Source organism: Kiloniella sp. (assembly GCF_048270245.1).
Taxonomy (GTDB): domain Bacteria; phylum Pseudomonadota; class Alphaproteobacteria; order Kiloniellales; family Kiloniellaceae; genus Kiloniella.
Genome location: NZ_JBLWTH010000008.1, coordinates 80,154 through 103,313, shown reverse-complemented (window position 1 = coordinate 103,313; position 23,160 = coordinate 80,154). Strand labels below are relative to the sequence as shown.

The 23,160-nt window shown below is 44.2% G+C and carries 15 protein-coding genes; 13 read left to right on the top strand and 2 right to left on the bottom strand.

From position 1 onward, the window contains the following. Positions 1–412: 412 nt before the first annotated feature. From ACN0W5_RS16470 to ACN0W5_RS16440, 7 genes are all read left to right on the top strand, one after another. Positions 413–1,762: a hypothetical protein gene (locus tag ACN0W5_RS16470; protein WP_417455174.1), complete on the top strand. Its 1,350-nt coding sequence runs from the start codon at positions 413–415 to the stop codon at positions 1,760–1,762. 183 nt (positions 1,763–1,945) lie between these two features. Next, positions 1,946–4,033: a hypothetical protein gene (locus ACN0W5_RS16465; protein WP_417455173.1), complete on the top strand. Its 2,088-nt coding sequence runs from the start codon at positions 1,946–1,948 to the stop codon at positions 4,031–4,033. Continuing rightward, on the top strand, positions 3,969–5,138 hold the full coding sequence (locus tag ACN0W5_RS16460; protein ID WP_417455172.1) for a hypothetical protein: 1,170 nt from the start codon (positions 3,969–3,971) through the stop codon (positions 5,136–5,138). Before ACN0W5_RS16465 ends, ACN0W5_RS16460 begins: the two co-directional genes overlap by 65 nt. Before the next feature lie 9 nt (positions 5,139–5,147). Continuing rightward, a complete protein-coding gene (locus ACN0W5_RS16455; protein WP_417455171.1) occupies positions 5,148–5,699 on the top strand; it encodes an RNA polymerase sigma factor in 552 nt (183 codons plus the stop codon). Between the two features lie 2 nt (positions 5,700–5,701). Continuing rightward, positions 5,702–6,319: a S8 family serine peptidase gene (locus tag ACN0W5_RS16450; protein ID WP_417455170.1), complete on the top strand. Its 618-nt coding sequence runs from the start codon at positions 5,702–5,704 to the stop codon at positions 6,317–6,319. Beyond that, positions 6,319–7,926 carry a S8 family serine peptidase gene (locus ACN0W5_RS16445; RefSeq protein ID WP_417455169.1) on the top strand — a complete coding sequence of 536 codons (1,608 nt, stop codon included), beginning with the start codon at positions 6,319–6,321 and terminating at the stop codon, positions 7,924–7,926. Before ACN0W5_RS16450 ends, ACN0W5_RS16445 begins: the two co-directional genes overlap by 1 nt. A 218-nt stretch (positions 7,927–8,144) precedes the next feature. Next, positions 8,145–8,939, top strand: a complete 795-nt coding sequence (locus ACN0W5_RS16440; protein WP_417455168.1) for a hypothetical protein — start codon at positions 8,145–8,147, stop codon at positions 8,937–8,939. Between the two features lie 67 nt (positions 8,940–9,006). Here ACN0W5_RS16440 and ACN0W5_RS16435 read toward each other — a convergent pair whose 3' ends face one another. Next, positions 9,007–15,699 (bottom strand): VWA domain-containing protein, encoded by a 6,693-nt coding sequence (locus tag ACN0W5_RS16435; RefSeq protein ID WP_417455167.1) that lies wholly within the window; start codon positions 15,697–15,699, stop codon positions 9,007–9,009. Positions 15,700–16,210: 511 nt separating this feature from the next. Then, the gene (locus ACN0W5_RS16430) at positions 16,211–17,467 is read right to left on the bottom strand and encodes an MFS transporter (RefSeq protein WP_417455166.1); all 1,257 of its coding nucleotides are present in this window, start codon (positions 17,465–17,467) and stop codon (positions 16,211–16,213) included. 239 nt (positions 17,468–17,706) lie between these two features. On the opposite strand from ACN0W5_RS16430, the gene ltaE reads away from it, so the two are divergent. The 6 genes from ltaE (at position 17,707) to ACN0W5_RS16400 (ending at position 23,158) form a co-directional block, all read left to right on the top strand. Continuing rightward, positions 17,707–18,780, top strand: coding sequence for a low-specificity L-threonine aldolase (gene ltaE / locus ACN0W5_RS16425; protein ID WP_417455165.1), 1,074 nt, complete (start codon positions 17,707–17,709; stop codon positions 18,778–18,780). A gap of 172 nt (positions 18,781–18,952) precedes the next feature. Continuing rightward, a complete protein-coding gene (gene phnC / locus ACN0W5_RS16420) occupies positions 18,953–19,780 on the top strand; it encodes a phosphonate ABC transporter ATP-binding protein (RefSeq protein ID WP_417455164.1) in 828 nt (275 codons plus the stop codon). 67 nt (positions 19,781–19,847) lie between these two features. Then, positions 19,848–20,864: a phosphonate ABC transporter substrate-binding protein gene (phnD, locus tag ACN0W5_RS16415; RefSeq protein WP_417455163.1), complete on the top strand. Its 1,017-nt coding sequence runs from the start codon at positions 19,848–19,850 to the stop codon at positions 20,862–20,864. 93 nt (positions 20,865–20,957) lie between these two features. After that, positions 20,958–21,764, top strand: coding sequence for a phosphonate ABC transporter, permease protein PhnE (phnE, locus tag ACN0W5_RS16410; RefSeq protein ID WP_417455162.1), 807 nt, complete (start codon positions 20,958–20,960; stop codon positions 21,762–21,764). A 3-nt stretch (positions 21,765–21,767) separates the two neighbouring features. After that, positions 21,768–22,412, top strand: a complete 645-nt coding sequence (locus ACN0W5_RS16405; RefSeq protein WP_417455161.1) for a chloramphenicol acetyltransferase — start codon at positions 21,768–21,770, stop codon at positions 22,410–22,412. Between the two features lie 44 nt (positions 22,413–22,456). Continuing rightward, on the top strand, positions 22,457–23,158 hold the full coding sequence (locus ACN0W5_RS16400) for a DUF1045 domain-containing protein (protein ID WP_417455160.1): 702 nt from the start codon (positions 22,457–22,459) through the stop codon (positions 23,156–23,158). Positions 23,159–23,160: the final 2 nt, after the last annotated feature.

Genomic DNA, 23,160 nt, shown 5'->3' with positions numbered 1-23,160 from the left:
CGGGGGCGATCCTGAAGGTGAGTAATAGGCATTTTCTGATGTCCTGTTTAATCGTTGTTCCAATTCGTTGATAGAAGTTGGTCGTAGGGACGGTCAGCCAGGTTCAAATTTAATTATTTATGCTCTGGGTTTAAGGCAGGTCATATCACAGTGCCATTCTTCTGTTTGATACAATCGATACTTTTCCTGAAATAATGCAGATACCAAAATCGTTTAAATTATTTTTCATCGATGAACGGGATAGAATTTCTGTACATCATGGTGTCTGTATTGAGAACAACGAGATAGCTTAAATGGGACTATCTGAAATAAAAATTATTTATTTTGAACCTTTCCCGTTCTTATTGCGTCAGACCCTGTAACGACAACATCGGGTTACTCGAAACAGTGAGTGACAATACAGGAGAACAAAATGAATAAGTTTCAAAAGTTACTTCTTGGCGTAAGCGCTGCTGCACTTGGGACGAGTGCTATCATTTCAAGCACTGTCTTTGCGGCATCTAGTGGAAACTCTGAGTACGTTCAGAATGTAGATCTGAACTTTCCGGGGTATGCCGCGGTTATTAATGTCAAGAATACTTCAGGAAGTAAGTCTGTAAACAATGTCAATTTACAGATACAGGAATCATCCATTGAGATCGAAGCCGATGGTTTTGTACAGTGTGGCGATGATAAAAAAATAGATTTTAAAGAGGCCAAGATTTATTTTGGCCCTCTCGGTATGTTTGTTGATGACATCAATGATAATGCAGCACTGTATCAAAGTTCCTATGAAGTTAGTCATAAAAGCCGCATTGGCTTGGGTAAGTGGGTAACAGAGGGGACGGATGGTGATGAGAGTTTCACAGTTCCTTTAAATCAAATTAAAAATGGCCATCCGGCTGTTCGCGTTGATCCCTTGGAAGAAATCAATAAAAAATTACAATCCCACCTACAAGGTGGTGGATCGAAAGCAGATTTTTATAAAAACGATCAGGAAATCGTTCTGCAAAGGCCTGTTTCTCTTGCGGGGTGGTGCAGAAAATATCTCTCGCCAGGTCACAGCCCATGGAAAGCTGGCTTTGAGACCAAAAATTTTACTATTCAAGTCAAATATAAAGGTGACTCCGCTATAACCGATAAGCCTATTTTGAATGCTCAATTGGGACAGGTGGGCAATAATCCACAGTATAACAACAATCAATCTTTGCTTTTAAATCAGGCAACTTTTCAGCCAAACATGCCACATCATATTGGAAAATGTTCCGAAGGGACGCCTAACCCTAAAATTCGTGTGAACTACAAAGGGGCAGGTAAGGGAACGGTCCGTTTTAAAATTGATGTGAAAAACAGTGAAGGAAATTTTGTACTGCCAAACATCTATTTGGGCAGTTACGATTCAGAGAGCCAGATAAACAGGCACTTTGATTTTGATTATCCCTTGATTGAAAAAATGTACAATCATCAACAATTCAAATGGTGGAACACAATCAATAAAACCTATGAACATGCGATGACGATTGAAGCTCAAGTCAAAGATCAAAACAGTGATAGTTATGGGCCTTGGAAAGAGTTTGGTTCAGCGACTTTCAAGCATCGTTGTACACCTCAGGTAACTGTAAATGGTAGTAATGCCAAACTGGGTGGTTATCAAAATCAGGGGAGCGACACTATGCCAGATACACGTGGTACTGTGCAGAAAAAGCCGCAAAGGGCTCCCCTTGGTAAAGCAACACAAGAAACTGAAAGACCCAAACGCCTGATAATTCAGACACCTCAATAAACGAAAGTGAAGTAAATGTAGCAGGGTCTAAAATAAGGTCCTGCTGCTCTTTTCTTATGTCGTTGAAAATGAATTCAGCTTTTACTGATACAATTGATACACTTTGGATTATTGTTCAAATTACTGATTTCTATAGTATCTTGGTGTAAAATTGTACGAAGTCTGCCTTGGAGAATATCAGGCGTGCGTTTGAAAAAACGAAAAAAAAATCGATATGGTTTGGGTACGCTGATAGCGGCAATATTTTTGCCGTTTTTATGCGTTCAATCAAGCTTGGCCGATTGGATTGCAGATTTTACACCACCAGAAACATCTGATGCAAAAATACGAATAGATCTTCCGGATGATTTGGATGTGATAACTCTGACACAACTTGGTGTCGAGTTGGACGGTATTGATATTACGTCACTTCTTTCCCTTGATGGGGTTGATTTTATATACAAGCCACTTCAAGCCCTTGAGGGAAATGAACACACATTGAAATTGGTAATGCTAAACCCTGACGGTTCGTCAGAGATAAGGCAGAAATGGACTTTTACTATAACTGGCGATGGCACAGGATCGGCTGGTAATGTTTCTGATTTAAGTGCAAGCAACCCTGAGATTGAAATGGCTGAACGTTTACTTCGTTCGGCTTATTTTCGGGCTGATACGCTCACCGAATTCAGTCGACGTGTCGTGCAGCAAAATATTGGACATGCAACCAATCGTTCTACTTTATCGGGTAGTGGCGATGTTAACTCAGGTTTTACCGCTGGAAAATGGACGGTCGATGCCCATGCGAATTATTTAGTACAAAGTGATGTCGATTTTGCGCAGACAGAACGTACGATCGATTTGGGTGAATATGACGTAAATGCAGATTATCAGGGAGATACTCTGACAGGTGGCTTTTCACTGGGGCACCATGATACAGGGCTGGAAAATCTCCTTGTTTCAGACTTTTATCGTCGGGGTGTTTCTGCGCGAATTGGGACAAGTGATAGCAGGGTAGAGGCACAAGGCTTTGCATTCGGGGCTGAGTCCGTTTCTGGGGCGGCTGATATGACTGGTCTTAACAGTACGGAAAACCGTGTTAAAGGTGTTAGTCTGTCGGTAAAACCCTTTGCAACTGATGTGGACGCGTTGAAATTAACGGGCACCTATTATGATGGTTTGGGGGAGGGAAGCGGTATTGGTCTTTCAGATCTGGATAGTTCTGCATCTGGTTCTGGCTGGGGGATCGGTGTTGAAAAGAGCTTTGGTCATCAAAGAACAAGATTAAAAGCGCAATATGCACATACACTATTTGATCAAGATGGAGATCATGGTGATGCCCCCAAAGACAGCAGCGACGCTGTATCACTACTGATAGATCATCGATTGTTTGATGAAGGGCCCGTCATTGGTGATGACCTACTTAATATTGATGTTGGTTTTGGCTATGACCGTGTTGATACTTTCTTTGAAAGTCTGGCTAACCCTGGCATGATATCAGATCGCGATGCCTATACTGCTTTCAGTAATCTTTATTGGGGCGCTTTATCTGCGAATATCTATGCCTTGCATGAAACCAACAATGTAGATGGTCTCGCGAACGTTCCAACTGATCGCTTGAAAAGTATTGATTTTGGGATGAACTATTCTTTTGATCAACAGACTGGATCAAGGGAATGGTTAGGAACCCCTTATTTATATATGAACAGTTACTTTGCCAGTTTGGAACGTGTTAAAACGCCAAATGGTTATGAGGGCGGAGATACAGATAATTTATCTTCGTCAATTACATTGGGCGGAGGATCAAGCTACGATGTATGGTATTGGTCTTTATCGCATAGCTATTCACGTTTTGATGATTATACAAATATTTCCAGCGACACAGTTAACAATTTGACGGGTTTGGATGTTGGCTGGACTGTTTCTGATAGACTGCAACTTAACGGTGGTACCCAGTTTGGCGTGTTTGAAGACCTTGATACAAATAAAAACAGTTTCAGCACAAACCTGTATTTAGGGGCGACAGCGGAACTTGTTCCAGAAAAAGTTGAGTTAAATTTTGATTATAATTTGAACCTTGCGAATGGTAGTGGCGACTCATCTGATAGTCATATCGTTAATAGCGAGGTAGAATGGACTTTCCTTCAACCTCGCACCAATCGCCCTGGTTTGGCATTGGCCCTAAGAGGATCAATGGAGGAATTCAATGGAAACGCAGATAGTGCCCAAAATGAAACAGAGTATCAGGCCTACATGGTTTTGCGCGTTAAAGCGCCATTTTCGCTTAGCTATTAAAGCGGTTTTTGTTTCGGGTATTATATCCGGAGCTGGACTGACCGTCCCAATGATAGCAGAGGCGAATGTAACTTCGGTTACGGTGACGCCCAAACGCGCTAATGTTCATGTCAAAGGTGCATCTGCCCTTTCGTTAACATGGAATGTTACAAGGCTAGAGCCAACAGCTCCGGCAACAGTTCCGGTTAGTTCGACAAATGCTATTCTTCAAATTAATGGCACCAATGTCGCGACGCTTGGTGGTACTTTGCTTCGACAGTCAACTTTGAATCCTGCCCAAAGTGAAACGTTGCGCTTTAGTGAGGTTCTCTCAATCTCTTCAGCTCTTGCTCGAAAAATAGCCGAAGCCCCCGCGGGATCGGTTTTGATATCCAGAACCTTTACAGATACGCAAACAACAGGCTTGGCGCGACTTTCTGTTTTTGCTGGTTCTGGTCAGGGGGGAGCGCTCAGTATAAATCGTATTGATCTTCGTTTTGATAATGATGCTAGAACAGACGTTATCGCCAAAGGAGATACGAGACGAGCCATTGCGGAGATAAATTTCAGAAGTAGCGGTCTTCTAAAGGGCGAATGGCGTATTATTGACCCCACAGCAAGTCTTGGAAGTGCGCGAGGTCGTATTCTACAGGTTGTGCGACAACAGGTTGTGAGTTCGGGGCAGGGCAGAACGAGGATAGTAAGCCCGGCATTACCGACAACAAAAAATGGCCTTTATTTGCTAACCTTTAGTGTCGAAAATGCTGAAGGCATTACCGAATTACCTGTGTTGAGGTATTTTGTTCTCGAAACTTCGACAAAAAGGCCAGCTGATAATTTGACGGCCTTGAGCCCAGGAAACGGTGCCCGTGTCAATCAGGATACAGTTTTCGCGTGGGAAAATGTCCCCGGTGCACTTGCCTATCAGGTAGAAATACTTACTCCGGGACATGACGAAGTTGTTTCTGGAAAAGTTGTTTCCGCTCAGGATTTGAAACTTAAACTTTCTGCTTTTTCCTTGGACAATCTGAATTCAGGGGAAAGTTATGATTGGCGATTACGTGCTTTTGATAAAAGTGGGCGCGTTATCGGCTCCTCACCACGTCAATTGTTGTATATGCCATAGGGATTATTAATGACCGAAAACGATACAGCATATTCTCTTCTTCAACGTGTCAGCAAAGGCGATGAAACCGCCTTTGCTGATTTTTATCATCTGTTTGAAAAACGACTGTATCTTTTTATTAAATCAAAATTGAACGATTCATTCGAAGCCGCCGACATACTAAATGAAACCTTTTTAGAGGTATGGCGTAAAGCCGAAACCTTTGAGGGGCGTTCTAAAGTATCAACCTGGCTATTTGGAATAGCATACTTCAAGACGGTGGATCGGATGCGTAAGAAAACAGACATACCAATGGATAGCGACAACTTTCCTGAAACGGCGGATGATAGTCCGGATGCTATGGCATGTCTTTTGACTGCTGAAAAAAGTGATCATATCAAGTTCTGTCTTGATACCTTAAAAGCAGTACACCGTGCCGTGATGCAACTGGCATTTTTCGAAGACCTTCCTTATTCAGAAATTGCACTGATTGTAGACTGCCCGGAAAACACCGTTAAGACCCGTATGTTCCATGCCAAACAGGCAATGAAACGTTGCCTGTCCAACCGTATGGGAGGCTGAACATGAAAAAGGAAATCTCAGAACTCTTACCATTCTATGTGAATGGTAGTCTTCAGGGGGAAGATCTTGAGGCGGTTAAAAAAGCTTTGAGCCAAGATAAAGCTCTTCGAGATGAATGTGCTTTTCTGGAAAACCTGAGAGACGAAGTTCAAAATCAAACACATGAAAGCTCGCCTGGTCAGCTTGGTCTGAAGCGTTTGCAACGTGATCTTGCAAAAGAGCAAACAGCACGGGGCGGACGTTTACCTCAAAATGATAATATCAAAAATAAGGTGTGGCGGATAGCAGCGGTTGCAGCCTGTTTTATGTTGCTTGTCCAGACGGCTTATGTTGTGCCCTTGTGGCAAAACAACAAAGACTTGGTTGCTGCGAGTGGTGGTAATGCCGCCTATATCCGTGGTCCAGTGCTGTCGGTTACTTTTGTTCCAGAGGCACGTGAAGAAAATATTCGCGAACTTTTATTGGCTGTTGATGCTCGTATTATTGATGGCCCTTCATCTCTGGGCGTTTATAAGCTGGCTGTATCAAAAGATCCTGAAGCTGTTATCGCCAAGCTTCAAGCGCACAAAAATCTGGTTGAAACCGTACAACGTAACGGCGGGGAAAGTGGTGGGAAGTGATGTTGCGCCATTCTCTAACTCTCGTCGTTTTCTTGCTGCTTTCAATTGGAATACCGCAGGATTTACCCGCACAAACATCTGCTGATCCCGCGAGTGAAGAACCAGGTACGACACCGATACCTGGCACTCCAGGTACGAGGGCAACACCCAATACTCGGCCAATACCGGGGGCGTCGACATCTACAGGAAAGTCCCGGACCGTAACTGATGATCCGGTTACGTCCCGACCGACAGGTAATCGATCTGATGAGATTATCTTTTCCGGGATAAGAGCAAACTGCGTTCGCCCGGGCACAATATTAACCATTCAGGGCAAAAACTTTGACGATATTCCAAATAGCTATCGCTTGGGATTAAGTAATACTCATGATTTGATAGAGTTGGATATTCTAAATAAAAAGAATACTCTGATCTCAAGTTATTTACCTAAAAAGGGTATTGATTTAAATACAAAATATGACCTTGTTTTCTTTAAGAGGAGTACTCGCCAAGTATTTGATAAAACAGGTTTAAGTGTACGCATCTGTCCAACGGAAACCAGTGTGGTTAATGATGTCTCTATCGAACAGGATGTCATTATTCTGGTTGATAGTGCTCAGGAAAATGCAGTTCGTTCCGAACTTCAAAGACGTCGTTTACCTGTTCTCGAAGTTTACAACCTTGATGCCTTACAATCAGTATTGATCCAGACCCGATCTACAAACGCGGGGGCTGTTATTCAAGAGCTGAGAACTGTTTTTCCAAATGCCGAGGTTGATTTTAATAATGATCTTACGTCTTCTGCAAAACCTCGTTTATATGCACAAAAAGCGATTGGTTGGGATCTGGATCAAGGGTGTCAGGTAACACAGCTTGGTTTCCCCATTGGTCTTCTGGATGGTGCTATTGATCAGCACCACGCTGCTTTTGATGGACAGGCCATTGTATCGCGTAATTTTTTGGGTAATCAGACGATTGACCTTAGTCATGCAACTTCTATTGGATCTATCTTGATCGGTAATAATCAAGAAAATGGTTATCAAGGGCTGATACCCGGAACACAGCTATTTAATGCGGTGGTTTTAAGGTTGAACAATTCCGGGGATCAATTGGCGAGTACTGTTGCGGTATTACAGGGTCTGGATTGGCTGCTTGAAAATCATGTGCGTTTAATCAATGTTTCGCTTAGTACTGATGTGCCGAACAGGGTGTTAAACAAAGGTTTCGTTCTTTCGCTAGAAAAAGGCGCCCTTGTTTTCTCAAGTGCTGGAAATCAAGGACCTGAGGCACCTGTAAGTTACCCGGCAGCTTTAGAGGGGGTCTTTTCAATTACAGCCATTGATTCCCGTCACAAGATATACCGCGATGCCAATCAGGGGGATTTTATTGATTATGCTGCCCCCGGTGTGGATATCTGGACAGCTGTGCCGGGGAATAAGGGCGGGTATGTTTCCGGTACATCCTTTGCGACACCACACGCCTTGGCTGTTGCGTCGCTTATCCTCAAAAATAATCCGAAAATGTCACGACAGGTATTATCTCGGGCCTTGTCTTTTTCCGTAATTGATTTGGGTGATCACGGACGAGATTCCATTTACGGTGCGGGATTGATCAAAGGTACTTGTTAAAACCCTTGTGAATTATAGAAATAAAAACAGTTAGATGGAAATTTTATATTTTTATTTGAACTGTTGTTTGTGTTGGACCGACCTAGTTGTGAACAAAACATTGGGTGCTGTCCGACGGATTGATGATCAGATCTTTAGGCCAACCCCATACTCGTAATTAAAAGATTTGAAATTAAAGGGCTTCAAGTTCAACGGGCCTTAAATTCAAAGGAAAAGTCATGCTCAAAAATATGAAGCCTGTTTATTTGGCTCTGGTTACAATTGGATCAATGGGGTTAACTGCAATGCCTACTCACGCGTGTAAGGAAATAACAGCGGTTGCGCTTCAAGGAAGTGACGCAGCAGAATTAAGAGTGAGGGTGAATAACGTCATCCTGATAAATCACAAGGGATCACACTCGAATACTGTTCCGGCAAACCTGTTGTTAGAGGGGGATAATGATTTCAAGATTGAATTGATTACTGATAGCCCTGATGCCACAGGGCGTGCAGAGGTTTTCGTTGCTTGTGAAGGCGATTTCCCCAAAGAGCCGGGTAAGAATGAAAATGTACTGGCTGAGTTGTATCAACAAGGGGCAGGGGAACAAAACGCCATTTTTCAGGCCAAGACCCAGCCTGCCTTCAGTTATCTGACAGGTGAAATTACCTCTGATGAAGGATTGTTGGAAGCGATAGAGATGATGCGTAACGCCGCAGAGGCCGGTGATGCCAAGGGTTATATGGCTTTCTTTGAGCCGATGTTTACCGATCTACCTCTTGCTGGTGGGCCGCCCCCTGAAATGATCAAGGGTATGGTTTCTGAATTGCTCAGTGGTAAATACACGATCAAATCAAGCAAAGATGTACAGGTGAATAAAATATTGGGCGGACGTGCTTACCAGGTTGTAAACAGTCAAGATCAAGGACCAATACAGTTTGAAGAAAAAACTGATGTTGCCACGGGACGTACAACAATTACCCAAGGCGCATTTTGGTTGAAGACAGCGAATGGGTGGAAGGTTTTCCGACCTTAAATAGCATACCAAAACAACAAAACCCCCGCAGTTTTTCTACGGGGGTTTTGTTCGTTAAGGGGTAAAACTATCCAACGACAATCATGTGTTCGTCGTTATCAAGAATAACCGTCAGGATATCTGTCGCACTGACATTTTCCATAACAGCAATTTCTGTATAGGTAACGCCATCGCTAGAGATTTCCAGTGATGTAGTCGGTCCTGTATCCGTTGCTCGAATAAAATTCGCAACAACATCGGTATTGTCATCAAAGACAATCAGATCACTGACATCCAGAATATCACCCTCGCTGTTGTCATAATCTGTGATGGTATCAACATCTACACCAATATTTTGACCATAGAAGAGGAAAGTATCCGCCCCAGTACCACCCGTTAAGGTGTCTGAGCCAGCTCCCCCGATCAGGGTGTCATTTCCACCGCCGCCGATGAGGGTATCATCACCATCGCCACCGACAAGAATTTCACCATCGCCCGTACCGGTAATCGTACTACCGTCCTGATATTCGACGGATGCACTGGCAACGTCAGTTGTTAATGTATCTGATATTTCATAGTCGAAACCACCATCCTGAAGTTGGACGATATCAGTACTTTCGATAGAAAGCTCTGCTTCGTAGTCTCGTGTTCGTGTTCCACTATCGTTTTTACTATCGGTTGATTGTACCCGGATATAATAGTTTCCAGAACTGATGGCCGTATAACTTTCTCCCGGGTTAAAGTCAGAATCTATAACTGATCCTCCGGGGCTATAAAGCACAACCTTAAGGTTGGAATGCCCTGTAAAGCTCTCGAGTGAGAAGGTTTCCCCACCCAGCAATGCGATTTGATAGCTATCACGGTCATAGCGTCTGGTTGTAGAGAAGCCATCACGATCACTTGCATCTCTAATTCGGCCATTGATATTCAGTAAGTGAACAACTTCATTTGCCGGTGTGCTGTCATCTCTTACCCAACTTGTACGATTAAGTTGAGTTGAACGATTAGAGCCAGAGGTATCCCTATCACTATTGCTTTCATAGTTATCGACATGATCATTATTAGGTCCGGGAGGATCATGGTAAAAATATCCATCAGATCCATAATTTCGCTCTGAAATTGTCTGGACCGTACTACCGGACCCAAATCCCAGGCTGGAAACATCCATACCATCTGATACGAAGGTCACAACACCACCACTTTCGCTGACGGCCCCGTTTACAGGGTTATCAACATCGGTGAGTGTTGTACTTGCGTTGATGTCATCGTTAAACAGCAAGGCTGAATCAGGAATATCGATATCACCAGAGGTAATGTTTGTTAGGATGATATCGTTTACCGCATCAACTGGCTCTGGCAATGTTACACAGACTTTTAGGTCTGCGGAAGAAGGATCGCCGTCACCATCGACCATGGTATAGACAAAGGTTTCTTCATAATCACCATTAACTGAACCCGGGGCGGTATAGGTGTAATCGCCTGTGGCCGTATCGACCACCAGTTTACCGCCTTCGGCCGTAGACGCGATAATGATCATACCATCACTACTACCATCACTTACGTCGGTATAAACAACACCATCGTGAAGAACTTCGGTAATCGCAACAGCACCAAATCCATCAGCACCCGGTTCGTCATTTGTCAGAAGGTTGCCACTAGCATCAGTTCCGCCGACGGTACCATCTAGGGCATCAGCAAGATCAGCGAAGTTTGGTACACTGACAAAGCTATAGAGACTGCCGGGGATAGAAGGATTTACGGCATCACCGCCGCCCGTATTAAGGAAATAATCCTCTAGTCCATTTTCAACAGAGGTACTTGTACCAATACCTATTCCGGTAACCTGGATGTCGTTATCAACAATTGCGGTTGCAATACCACTATCAATTTCATCACTATTGCTTGTACTCGTGTCGTTAGGTGAACCATCACTAATGAAGTAGAGGTGACTTTCATGTGATGGTAAGCTTGTCACAGGATTGTCCAGATATTCAGAGTTCGCCCCGAACATTGACGCCATACCTGCATCATAGTTGGTTGAGCCTGACCCATCATAAGCCCCATAAATGGTTGAAAGTTGATCATCCAGGGTTATCGATGACAGGGTCCCATCATTATTGAGACGCTTGAAATCATCAAGGTTCAGCGTTCCACCTGCGAAGCCATCAAAGACAAAGGTGCCATAGTCTTCGGCATTCGTCCCGAAAGTAACCAGAGAGAAAGCCAGTGTTTCCAAAGCAGTACTTTCCGCGACGAGATTGTCAATAAAGGTACGGACACCATTTATCTGGGTCTGATAGTCTGATTGACCAATCGATCCGCTCTCATCAATTACAAAGGCAATATTAAGCGGTGGTGTTTCACCGGGCAGGGCAACAAGACAAATTTCGTCATTGTTTGCAACAGGCTCATCATCCTTGATACAAATTGTTAAATCAGCGGAAGATTTATCGCCGTCGTTATCGAGGATAGAGTAAGTGAATACATCATCAACAACGTCATCGGTTGGTGTTCCTGGTGCGCCATGTTGAACGGCCGGCAAGCTGGTGTAAGTATAGTCACCAACAGCATTACCGCCACTATCTTCAAGGTAAATCTCTAGCGTTCCTTTGGCTGAGGTAACGGTTAAGAGTTTGGTTCCATCATCATAAATCGCAGATGGTGTACCTATCGTTGGCCCGGTTAGAACCCCAGCATCATCAACGCTAAAGGTCGTACCATCGATTTCGATATCACAAATACGGTCAAGTCCATCGGCACCAATTTCGTCGTTAGTGATAACGTTACCACTTACGGTGTTACTCAGTCCGATTGTTCCAACCAACACATCAGCAAGATCTTCGAATGATGCCGCGTTTAGAACTTCGCCGTCGTTGGCAACAACGCCACCATCAAAGAAATTGACAAAATCACTCGGCTGGACGCCTCCGCCAATACCAACAGCTGTGAAGCCAATATCGCCGTCCAGTAGGTCAGCTTTACCACCACTATCCAGCACAATAGATCCATTGCTTAGGGGTGAAGCGCCGTCATTCTGTTCTCCGTCACTGAGGAAGAAGACCTGGTTATTGGCACCGGGAACATATTCAAAGTCACCACCGCTGTCGGAAAAGAGCATTTCCATAGCGGCTTCATAATCCGTAGCGCCAGAGTTTATGACGCCACGGCTGGTGCCATCCAGCGCAGCCTCTGCAGAGGCCAGATCAGTAAAGGTTCCAAGGTTTGCAGCATCAGCACCAAAGGCCACAAGTGATACTGAAACACTTGCCCCCGATGCAAACAACGTCTGGATAAAGGTTTTTACGCTGGCAATTTCTGTAGCGAGGTCGCTATTGCTGACTGACCCACTGAAATCCATCACGATGCCGATATTTTGCGGTTGGGTTTCTTTTTCAACCTCAGTTACGCATTCTTCGTCATTATGGGCAAGCAGGCCATCATCTTTTACGATGACATCCACAGAACCCCAATCATAATCCCAGTCTCCATCTACCAACTTGACGTAGAATTTCATAGGCAGTGGGTCATTGTGATCATTCGTATTTGGGTGTTCCAATGCGGTGAATTGCTCGTACTCGTAGGTCCCGTCAGGATTTACTGTAAAGGTGAAGGCGACGTCGCCACCAGCCCACCCGGTGAGCACATTGCCAACTTGTGAAGTTGTAATTGGCGTATCTGTTTCAGCGGTTGTGATGCCACTGGTGTCTACTGAAATTTTGATGGCGTCGTTATGAGGGGACCAGCCATAGTCCGTTTGTGGACCGTCAGCGCCGAAATCAAAGGTATCAAAAGCGCCACCATCCTTGATAGAGGCATTGGTGTTCAGGTCTGTTTCGTCGACCATTACCATTTCCTGGCCACCAATATCAGGCCCATCATCCAGAACTTTAAGGATTACATTGCCATAGGCTTTGTCTCCATCACCATCCTTGATCCGTACGGAAAACTTCATTCCGATTGGTTCGTTATGGTTATAGGAGTTCCAGTGCTCCAACGCTTCATATTGTTCATAGCTGTAGGATCCATCTGGATTAACTGTGAACCGGAACACTTCTTCACCATCAGCTGTACCGATTAAGGTGTCTCCGGACTGGCTCGTACTGACAGCGTGGTTTCCATCGGATGTTCTGATGGTACCAAGAGAAAACATGCTGATACGAATGTCGTCAATGGCTGGACCATCAGCGCCAAAGTCAAAGGTATCGAATACACCTGAATCTGAAATAACCGCGCTGTTATCAAAATCGGTTTCATCGACACAGAGGAACTCATGCCCACCGATCTTAGGACCATCATCATCGAAGTTGATTCTCAGTTTACCGATATTACTCTGGTCACCTTCATCGTCCACAGCGAAGAACCTAAGCTTCATTGTATTGATGTCTTCGTCGTGGCTATAGGTTTTAGGATGCTTGAGCGAGAGATACTGTTCGACATAGATATCGACGTCATTTTCGCCATTTGTAAGGTCAGCACCAATTGTTACCACAAAGGCCAACTCACCATCTTCACCGCCGACACGCCCATAAATAACAGAAGGATCTGAGTCCGAAGAATAGAGATTGATATGTGAGCCATCAGTTGTTTTTACACCACTGTATGCGCCGTCATAGTCAATAAAGCGAATATCTTCCAGATCATCAGGTGGTGAGAAGCTGGGACTTGAAGGGGCATCAGTATCCAAAGGCCCATCAGAACCATCTGCTTCGTCATTCGAACCATCAGTGTAGAGATTTAACCCGTCTACTATGGATGTGAATCCTCGGCTGACAATTTCGCCGCCTACAGTACTATCCGCAGCCATTGCCGTCGCCAGAATAGTCTGTGCATCTGAAACACCGGGGACATCATTGGCAGCACGCCATTCATCTGATGTTTGGACACCTTCGGTTTCATCCAGATACAGTTTTGCATAGCGGACAATATCAGGAACATCTTCTTCGATATCAAAAACAAAGCTGCTTTCTGCAGTCGCTATATTGTTTTCAGTCGTTAATTCGTCTGTTCCAACGTCTGTTTCTTGTTCTTCCGCAATGGCCTGAACAGTAATGACAACTGGGCCGTTTGTATGTGTCGGACCTTCTTGATAGCGTCCACCGTCTTCTGGTTTAGGGGGAAGAATGATAGATTGTTCATCTGTTAGGACTGTCGGAACAGGGCTTTCTCCACCTTCACCGCCTTCACCGCCTTCGACATCAACACCCGTCGTTGTGTAGTCATTGGTGTTAAATGCGACAAGGCCACCAAAAGTTGTAAAATCAACGGTTTCCGAAGGATCAAGGTCGGGATCGTCTGGATCAGGCAAATCACCTGTGTAACGAACAATGTATTGAACAAGTTGTCCGGGTTCTTCCGACAGTATGCTGTCTTCACCGCCTTCGCCGCCGTCATCTGGAACAGGGGCAGGGGTGATTGGACCAAAAAGTTCCCACCCTTCTGGTAAATTTGTGCATTCTTCGTTAATGGTAAAGGCAGCGGGAATTCCAGAGAGGACGAGAGTTAGTGTTTCAGATCCATCTTTGTCGCAAAGTTCAGCATTGATGGGGAGTTTTATTATGCTTTCTTCACCAATGGGATCATTCAGGCCACCTGTTAAGTAAACTTCATTCTCGTTTTCGTCTGGTAGATCTGTGATTTGATCTCTTACCTGAAGGTCAGGGTAATTATGTTCACCGCCTTCGCCACCTTCACCGCCTTCACCACCTAAAGACAGTAGAGGCATGTCAGCAACAGCATCAATAATGGCCTCGACAGAATAAGGGAGCACAGCAGATAGACCTGAATCCGGATCGGTAATCACCGCAGTCCCGGAAACATTGATGTCTTCATCAGAATCTGGCGGGGGAAGAATATATACATCCCCTAAATCGCTACCTGCGATGACAGCTGGGAACCCACCGACATATTCATCACCCAAATCGGTGCCGCCAATGAATAAGCGGGCTCCATCGGGGAGGGGGTCCATTACCACAAAATCAAGAGTTTCGTTATCTGCGGGCACAAAAGTAAAGATAACCTGCATAGGTGCCGCGACAGCCTCTAAAGTATCTTCGCCGCCTTCACCACCAAAAGGGTTATCATCTTTACCTTCATCGCCACCAGGTAAATGCTGGTTCGGTAGCCAGTCTTCAAAGCCACCAGCAAAGGTGCCTGATATACCCCCTTCATAATCAGGAACTTCTGTTTCTGTTGTAATAAAGGTAACGTCAAACGTCCCTTCGGCAGGATCGGTATTTTCGTCAATGCCATCAAGAAGGCCAAAGTTTAGTTCTGTCGGCCCAATAATGCCTTGTGCTATGAGCAAGTCGATAACACTACCAGTGTCTTCACTATAAACACTACCGCCGCCACCTGCAGGACCAGCACCTGCACCAGCTGCTGTTTCAAGCGGTAGATCCCCTGCCTGAGCCAAAACAAGACCTATAAGTTGGCTGGCAGCAACCTCTGTCCCGTCAATGATAAGAAGAGGGGCTTCGCCGTCAGAAAAATCACCAGCCAAATTTTCAAAGACAATACTACTTTCTGGGGTGCCATCGTTATCAAGGTCAAAATTAAGAACTAAATTTTGTCCATCAACAACAGCGGCAGCTTGTGTCGCATCAAAATTAAGCTGTAGTCGTTGACCTGCCTGCGCAGTAATTGCTTGGGATGTCCCAACAGCGGGCAAATCAATAGAAAGTTCCGTGGCCGCTTGGCCTACAGCAAGAACCGAATCTTGTTCTAACGTTTCAATTTCAGAAGTAGCGTCATCGGAATTACGGGGTGTGTTTGAATCTGACATTCTAGCCTCCTCGGGCTCTTCGTATTGGCACCGCCTTTTCAGGCAACTCACTCAGGCCATGGTTGAGGAATATGACTCAAATATCTTATCAGTATTTAAAATTTTATATAGAATTAATGTTTTAATAACTACATATATTTGTATGATTTTTTCGTTAAATTACAGTAATTGTTAATAATCATAAGAAAATAATCACATTTACTGTATTTTTTGTAATTAATTTTTGTGTGGATTCTTTTCTGTGGGTTTGAGGGTTTTGTTTTTCTATAATTTTATTGTGTTTATTCTGTTTCTATTTGGTGTTTTTGTGCATTTATTTCAGGTGTAAAAAAGACTGCGCATGTGTTAACGATGCGCTTGGCTTTCGCGATGTTCTGTAACGGGCTTTTGCTAAAGATCGAGTAAGCGTTGCTTTAAGTCTAGATAGACCATTGGTGTTACAACTACCGCTTAAATTGACGCAACCGTGTGAATCGATGTTCTTTAATATACAAGCAACTCTATAACTGGCTTACTGACTTTTTTCTTTTTCTATAGATGTCTCTGCCTTGATCGCAGCAGTATAGAGCTGTTTACTACTCATGCCGTTACCACCCAATGGCAGGAATGGCGCTTTGCTCTCACCGTGTCTTCTTCGTTGGAAAATACGTACAATGGTAAAAAGCACAAGAAGGCTGTTGTTCATGACAAAGAACATAAATATACCTTCAGGACCAATAAAGGCCATAAACTGTGCGGCAACTGTCGGTCCTAAACTTGCCCCGACCCCATAGGCTATTAAGAGGCCCGCAGATACTTGGACAAGTTCTTTTCTGTCGGCCATGTCATTAACCTGTGATGCCGAAATCGGGTATATTGTAAATGACATACCGCCATAAATCGCAATGGCAGCGATGAGAATAATAAAGCTCTGTCCTGTTGCCCAAATAACGGCAAAACAGGATCCGATTGTCAAAAGCGACGAGAAAATGAGAACCGTACGTCGGTCAAAGCGATCTGATATACGGCCAATCGGAAATTGCAACAGCATTCCACCAAAAATTGCCGCAGCCATAAAGGTTGAAATCTGGGGAATAGTAAGGCCAACATCCTTTCCAAAGACGGCCCCCATACTGTTCAGAGATGAATTTGACATCCCGGCACATACTGTCCCAAACACCCCAACCGGAGAAACGAGAAAAAGATTCTTGAAAGCCATACGTTTAGGAGAACTTGGTGTTGGGGCCGTAGCTCTGGTCAGTAGAAGAGGTACAAGTGCAAAGGAATAGACCATTGAGCCAATAACAAAGAGCTGGAATTGAGCGGGGTCACCCAACAGCATCATAAATTGTCCGGTTCCAGACCCTATATAGTTGGTAATCATATAGAGGGAGAGAATTTTCCCTCTGTTTTCATTACTGGATTTTTCATTCACCCAGCTTTCGACCACCATAATCATTCCTGCCATACAGAATCCTGTCACAATACGAAGGCAAAACCAGAAAATAGGGTCGGTAAACAGTACGTGGGCAAGAACAGCAACTGAGAGGATAGAGGCAAAGGCAGCAAAGGAGCGAATATGTCCAACAGCGGCTATCACGCGAATAGCAAAAACGGCACCAATCAACATTCCAATAAACTGGCCAGTCATGATCAGGCCGGTGGTCTCGGTTGAGAACCCTTCAATTCGACTACGAAGACCCAGCAGTGTGTTAATCATCCCCTGACCAAGCATAAGCATGGCAAAACTAAAAAGGAGAGCTGAAATTGACCTGATTGATTGCCACATGCTGTGTATTTACCACTGAATAGGAGCAGAAGAAGAGCGTTATGAGTGCTTATCTAATATCAATTTAGGTGATTCTGCCTACTGATTTATTTGAATTTTTGATTTTATTTCAAAGATATCTTCAGAAAGTAAAAAATAATATCAGACAAGGTAAGCTTTTTCCCTTCGATGATTTCCTCTCGTGACAAAGTTTATAGCTGTGTTTATCGTTTGCTCTACTGTTTTGTAGGAGAGTTTGTATGTACTCAAGTATGTTGGATCGTAAAAATAAGATTGGCTCGAATTCGGGGCTGATAGCTGATTTTCGCAGCGATACTGTCACAAAGCCAAGTAAGAGAATGCGCGATGCTATGGCGCAAGCTAGGGTAGGTGATGATGTTTATGATGATGATCCAACAGTAGCAGAGCTTGAAAGAAAGCTTGCTGAAATGGCGGGGATGGAAAGTGCTCTTTTCTTTCCAACGGGTACTCAAAGTAATCTTGCTGCACTTTTGAGTTACTGCGGTCGTGGTGATGAATATATCGCGGGGGATGAATACCATATCTTCATTGATGAAGCGGGCGGCGCGGCTGTACTCGGCGGGATTTCTCCCTTTCCCTTGCCGACCGATAATTCGGGTGGTCTTACTCCTCAACAGGTAGTGGAGGCGATAAAGCCAGATGATTTTCATTGTCCAATCAGCCGCTTACTGTGCCTTGAGAATACAGTGAATGGGCGTGTACAAAGTCTTGAACGTATAGCATCCTTAGCTGCGGTCGCACATGAGAATGACCTAGGGGTTCATCTTGATGGTGCACGTATATTCAATGCGGCAACGGCTTTGAATGTGTCGTTAAAAACACTGTGCGAACCAGTTGATTCAATTTCTATATGTCTTTCCAAGGGCCTAGGAGCACCAGTTGGGTCAGTACTCTGCGGATCTGAGCATCTGATAAAACGGGCCAAGCGTATGCGAAAGCTCTTGGGTGGCGGTATGCGTCAGGTCGGGGTGCTTGCTTCTTGTGGTCTTTATGCCTTGGAACATAATGTTCCTTTACTTGGAAAAGATCATGAAAAAGCGACTAAGTTAGCCCGGGGGTTACAGTCCATTCCAGAGGTCTCACTTGATTTATCATCTGTTGAAACGAATATGGTCTTCATGAACCCGGGTGAGGGGCATCATCAAGCCCTGTGTGATTTCTTGCTTGAAGAAGGAATTTTGATTGGAGCACAGATCCCGGAAATCCGTTTGGTTACTCATATGGATATCTCGGATGAGGCAATAGAGTTGTTTGTCGAGAAAACGCGTTCCTACTATCAGATGAAAAATTGATTCTTCTTTTATGTGCTTTTTAAAAGAACGGAATTCATCTAGACAAACTTCCCTTCTTGTGCAGGAAAAGAGAAGGACGTTAACAGAACCTTAAAACAACCATCACGCAGGAGTCTTTCAAAGGCGGCAGACTAGCATCAACAAACATTCAATCGTTTATGGTGCAAGTTACATGGTTGCGATCAAGGTTACAGGTCTGAGTAAGACCTTCTCAAAGGGCAAAAAGGCTCTTAATTCACTGGATCTTCAGATTGGTAAGGGCGAGATGGTTGCCCTTATCGGGGCATCCGGTTCTGGTAAATCTACCTTGATCCGACATCTTTCCGGATTGATGAAAAGTGACAGCGATAACAGTAAAATCGAAGTCCTTGATCAGATTATTCAAGAGAATGGAAAACTAGGACGAGGCGTTCGTTCTGCGCGTTCTGATGTTGGTGTCGTATTCCAGCAATTTAATCTGGTGAACCGTCTTTCTGTTTTGACGAATGTGCTCATCGGTCTCTTGGGGCAGATTCCAAGGTGGCGGGGGACTCTAGGTCTTTTTACTCGGGAAGAAAAAATGATCGCCATGAAGGCACTTTCCCGAGTTGGTATCGATAATCTTGCTGAGCAGCGTTCATCGACCCTGTCCGGCGGTCAACAGCAACGTGCTGCTATTGCCCGAGCCATTACACAGGGCGCAGAGGTGATTTTAGCTGATGAGCCTATCGCTTCGTTGGACCCGTCCTCTGCCCGTAAAGTAATGGATACATTGGAAAATGTGAATAAGGAAGACGGTGTTACCGTACTCGTTTCCTTGCATCAGGTTGATTATGCTCTTCGTTATTGCCCTCGCACGATTGCGATGCGTAACGGTGAAATTATTTTTGACGGCGATTCAAAGCGTTTAACGCCGAAACTTCTCGAACAACTTTACGGTGATGACAGTTTGGAATTGCTAGGTTCCGTACAACAGGAAAAACCTGTTGTGTCATCACTTCCAGAACAGGCCGTAGCTTAAAGACTACGATCTGCAGTTCCTCATTCATCTGGCATTTATGTACTTTAAAACTAGGAGAACAGGTAAAATGGTTCGCAAATTAATCGCTTCTGCAGCTGTTGCTGTAACAGCACTTGTTGGTGGTGTTGCTCAGGCTGACACTAATTACAAACCTCTTGAGAAAGATCCGACAGAATTGAACTTCGGGATCATTTCAACAGAATCAACTTCTAATCTGAAAGAGCAGTGGGTTCCTTTGATGAAAGATCTGGAAACGGCTCTTGGCATGAAAGTAAACCCTTTCTTTGCCCCTGACTATGCTGGTGTGATCGAAGCAATGCGTTTTGGTAAAGTTCATCTTGCATGGTTCGGTAACAAATCAGGTATCGAAGCTGTCGACCGTTCTGGTGGTGAAGTTTTCGCACAGACATCTAAAGCAGACGGTGGTCAAGGTTACTATTCGCATATTATCACGCATGTAGATAACAAAGATATCAACAACCTTGAAGATATCTTCAAATGTGACAAGTCTTTGAACTTTGGTATTGGTGATCCGAACTCTACCTCTGGCTTCCTAGTTCCTTCATACTATGTGTTTGCCCAGAATGGCGTTGACCCAAAAGAGTGTTTCAAAACTGTTCGTAATGCAAATCACGAAACAAACTTGATGGCGACCGCTAACAAACAGGTTCATGTTGCTGCAAACAATTCAGAGCAAATCGGTCGCTCTATGAAAAAAGCGCCAGATGCTGCTGCAAAAATAAAAGTGATCTGGACATCTCCATTAATCCCTTCTGATCCAATGGTTTATCGTAAAGATATGTCCAAAGAACTTAAATCTCGTATCAAAGCCTTCTTCCTTGGTTATGGCCGTCTTGGTGATGTTGCCCATGCTAAAGAAGTTTTAGGTGGGATCTCTGATGGTCAGGGACTATTTATGGAAAGTAACAACACGCAGTTGTATCCTGTGCGTCAGCTGGCTCTGTTCAAAAATAAGCTAAAAATCGAAGGAAACGAAGGCCTGTCCGCTGATGATAAAGAGAAAAAGCTATTGGCGATTAACAATCAGCTTTCTGATTTGAAAGTTCTGGTTGCTGCACAATAAGCAACGAAACTGCAAAAACGGTGCTCTGATTGAGCACCGTTTTTCTGTTCAGTGAGAATAGTTATTTCTTTCATCTATATAAGATTTTTTCCGATGTCCAATTTTTCAGAAACACAAAAATCTATCGAAATTCCTGCTCATGATTTGAAGCGGTCCATTGGTAGCCTCGTTATGTGGGCTGTCTTATTTGCATTACTTGCGCTGTCATGGGAAGGGGCTGATATGCGGCCTTGGGATCTGATTGATAATGCAGAGAACATGAGCCAGTTTGCCTCTGGTTTTTTTCCGCCGGATATGTCGCAGTGGAAAATGTATGTCGAAGAAATTTGGATTACAGTTCAGATTGCAATCTGGGGAACAGCGCTTAGTATCGCGTGCTCAATACCTTTGGGCGTTTTGTGCTCAGAAAACATTGTACCGTGGTGGGTATTTCAACCTGTTCGCCGCCTTATGGACGCAGCCCGTGCAATTAATGAAATGGTTTTTGCCATGCTTTTTGTTGTTGCTGTTGGTCTTGGACCATTTGCAGGTGTTCTAGCCTTATGGATACATACAACAGGTATTCTTGCAAAATTATTCTCTGAAGCAGTAGAGGCTATTGATCCTAGCCCTGTTGAAGGGATAAGAGCAACTGGTGCATCTGGCTTACAAGAGGTAATCTTCGGGGTCATCCCACAGGTCCTTCCACTTTGGATTTCCTATTCACTCTATCGCTTTGAATCAAATGTTCGTTCAGCAACAGTTCTGGGTATTGTTGGTGCTGGTGGTATTGGAGCCATCTTATGGGAGAACATTCGTGGCTTCTATTATGCAGAAACCGCAGCGGTTGTCATTTTGATTATCGTATCAGTCAGCCTTCTCGATATTCTGTCACAACGCTTAAGAAAACTGGTTATCTAAAAGATGTATTTCCAAACCCAACCTCATGTTAAAAAACAACTTTCTGAACAGCCGACCATTGCTGATACCGCTGTTGTATTGGATAGTCATTTGGGGCAGTGGACTGAGGTTGGGGAGGGAACCAAGATTGTTGAAAGCCGACTTGATGATTATAGCTATGTCGTGAATAACAGTGATATTATTTATAGCCAGATAGGGAAGTTTGTGAATATTGCCGCTTTTGTCCGGCTTAATCCTGGGCAGCATCCTATGGAGCGGGCGAGCATGCATCACTTCCAATATCGGAGTGAGGCCTATGATATGGGGGATGATGACGCGGATTTTTTTGATTGGCGTCGTTCTTCTCCTGTTCGTGTTGATCATGATGTCTGGATTGGCCACGGCGCAATTGTCAAAGGCGGTGTTCATATTGGTACTGGCTCTGTGATTGGTTCCGGAGCGGTTGTAACAAAAGATGTTGCACCTTACTCGATTGTTGCCGGCGTTCCCGCGGCAGAAATCCGTCCACGTTTTGAGAGGCCTATTCAAGAAGCCCTTTTGCGCATCAAATGGTGGGATTGGACGCATGACCTTTTAAAAGATCGTTTAAAGGACTTCAGGATGCTTGCGATTGATGAATTTTGCTTGAAGTATGATCCAGAACTGTAGTCAGAATTAGTAAAATTTATAGGGACAGAATTATAGGATAAGTCATGGTTCATCAACGCTATGCCATTTATTATGCACCGCGATTAGATAGTAAATTGGGGCAATTTGGGAATGCCTGGTTTGGTTATGATCCTGTCTCTCATGAAGATATGCCAAGACCAAATGTTGAGGGGATGGCTGTCCAAGAAATTGAACATGTCACGCGAGGAGCGGGGCGGTATGCTTTTCATGGAACATTAAGGTCACCCTTTAAGCTAAGGAAAAATCGTAGTTTAGAGGTGCTAGATAAATCTCTAAAATCCTTTGTAACAAAAGCTCGTCCGATTATCTGTGGACCTCTTTCTATAAGATCTATTGGCAAATTTCTTGCGCTTGTCCCTGATGATCCAGAAAACCACATTCCAGGTCTTGCAGAGCAATGCATCAGAACTTTTGATGATTTTAGATTAGCACCGAGTAAGCAAGAACTAGATCGTAGACGACAGGGTGGCCTGACATCTGTTCAAGAAGAGTTGCTCGAAAGATGGGGCTATCCTTTTGTGATGGAAGAGTTCCGATTTCATCTGACGTTGAGTGACAAGCTTGATGGAATGGACTTAATCAAATATCAGGCTCTACTTGAAAAACACTGCGAAGACTTGTGTGACGAGCCTTTTGTCATTGATGAGATTGCCCTTTTTGGCGACCCTGGAAAAGGCGGGAAATTTGAAGAAATCTCCCGTTACCAACTTTTAGGTGACGACTGATT

Bases quoted from the DNA above. Each gene is read 5' to 3' on its own strand.
- ACN0W5_RS16435 (WP_417455167.1), bottom strand. From the start codon at position 15,699: ATGTCAGATTCAAACACACCCCGTAATTCCGATGACGCTACTTCTGAA.
- ACN0W5_RS16450 (WP_417455170.1), top strand. From the start codon at position 5,702: ATGAAAAAGGAAATCTCAGAACTCTTACCATTCTATGTGAATGGTAGT.
- phnD (WP_417455163.1), top strand. From the start codon at position 19,848: ATGGTTCGCAAATTAATCGCTTCTGCAGCTGTTGCTGTAACAGCACTT.
- ACN0W5_RS16405 (WP_417455161.1), top strand. From the start codon at position 21,768: ATGTATTTCCAAACCCAACCTCATGTTAAAAAACAACTTTCTGAACAG.
- ACN0W5_RS16440 (WP_417455168.1), top strand. From the start codon at position 8,145: ATGCTCAAAAATATGAAGCCTGTTTATTTGGCTCTGGTTACAATTGGA.
- phnC (WP_417455164.1), top strand. From the start codon at position 18,953: ATGGTTGCGATCAAGGTTACAGGTCTGAGTAAGACCTTCTCAAAGGGC.
- ACN0W5_RS16460 (WP_417455172.1), top strand. From the start codon at position 3,969: ATGAAACAGAGTATCAGGCCTACATGGTTTTGCGCGTTAAAGCGCCAT.
- ACN0W5_RS16400 (WP_417455160.1), top strand. From the start codon at position 22,457: ATGGTTCATCAACGCTATGCCATTTATTATGCACCGCGATTAGATAGT.
- ACN0W5_RS16455 (WP_417455171.1), top strand. From the start codon at position 5,148: ATGACCGAAAACGATACAGCATATTCTCTTCTTCAACGTGTCAGCAAA.
- ACN0W5_RS16445 (WP_417455169.1), top strand. From the start codon at position 6,319: ATGTTGCGCCATTCTCTAACTCTCGTCGTTTTCTTGCTGCTTTCAATT.
- ltaE (WP_417455165.1), top strand. From the start codon at position 17,707: ATGTACTCAAGTATGTTGGATCGTAAAAATAAGATTGGCTCGAATTCG.
- ACN0W5_RS16470 (WP_417455174.1), top strand. From the start codon at position 413: ATGAATAAGTTTCAAAAGTTACTTCTTGGCGTAAGCGCTGCTGCACTT.
- ACN0W5_RS16430 (WP_417455166.1), bottom strand. From the start codon at position 17,467: ATGTGGCAATCAATCAGGTCAATTTCAGCTCTCCTTTTTAGTTTTGCC.
- phnE (WP_417455162.1), top strand. From the start codon at position 20,958: ATGTCCAATTTTTCAGAAACACAAAAATCTATCGAAATTCCTGCTCAT.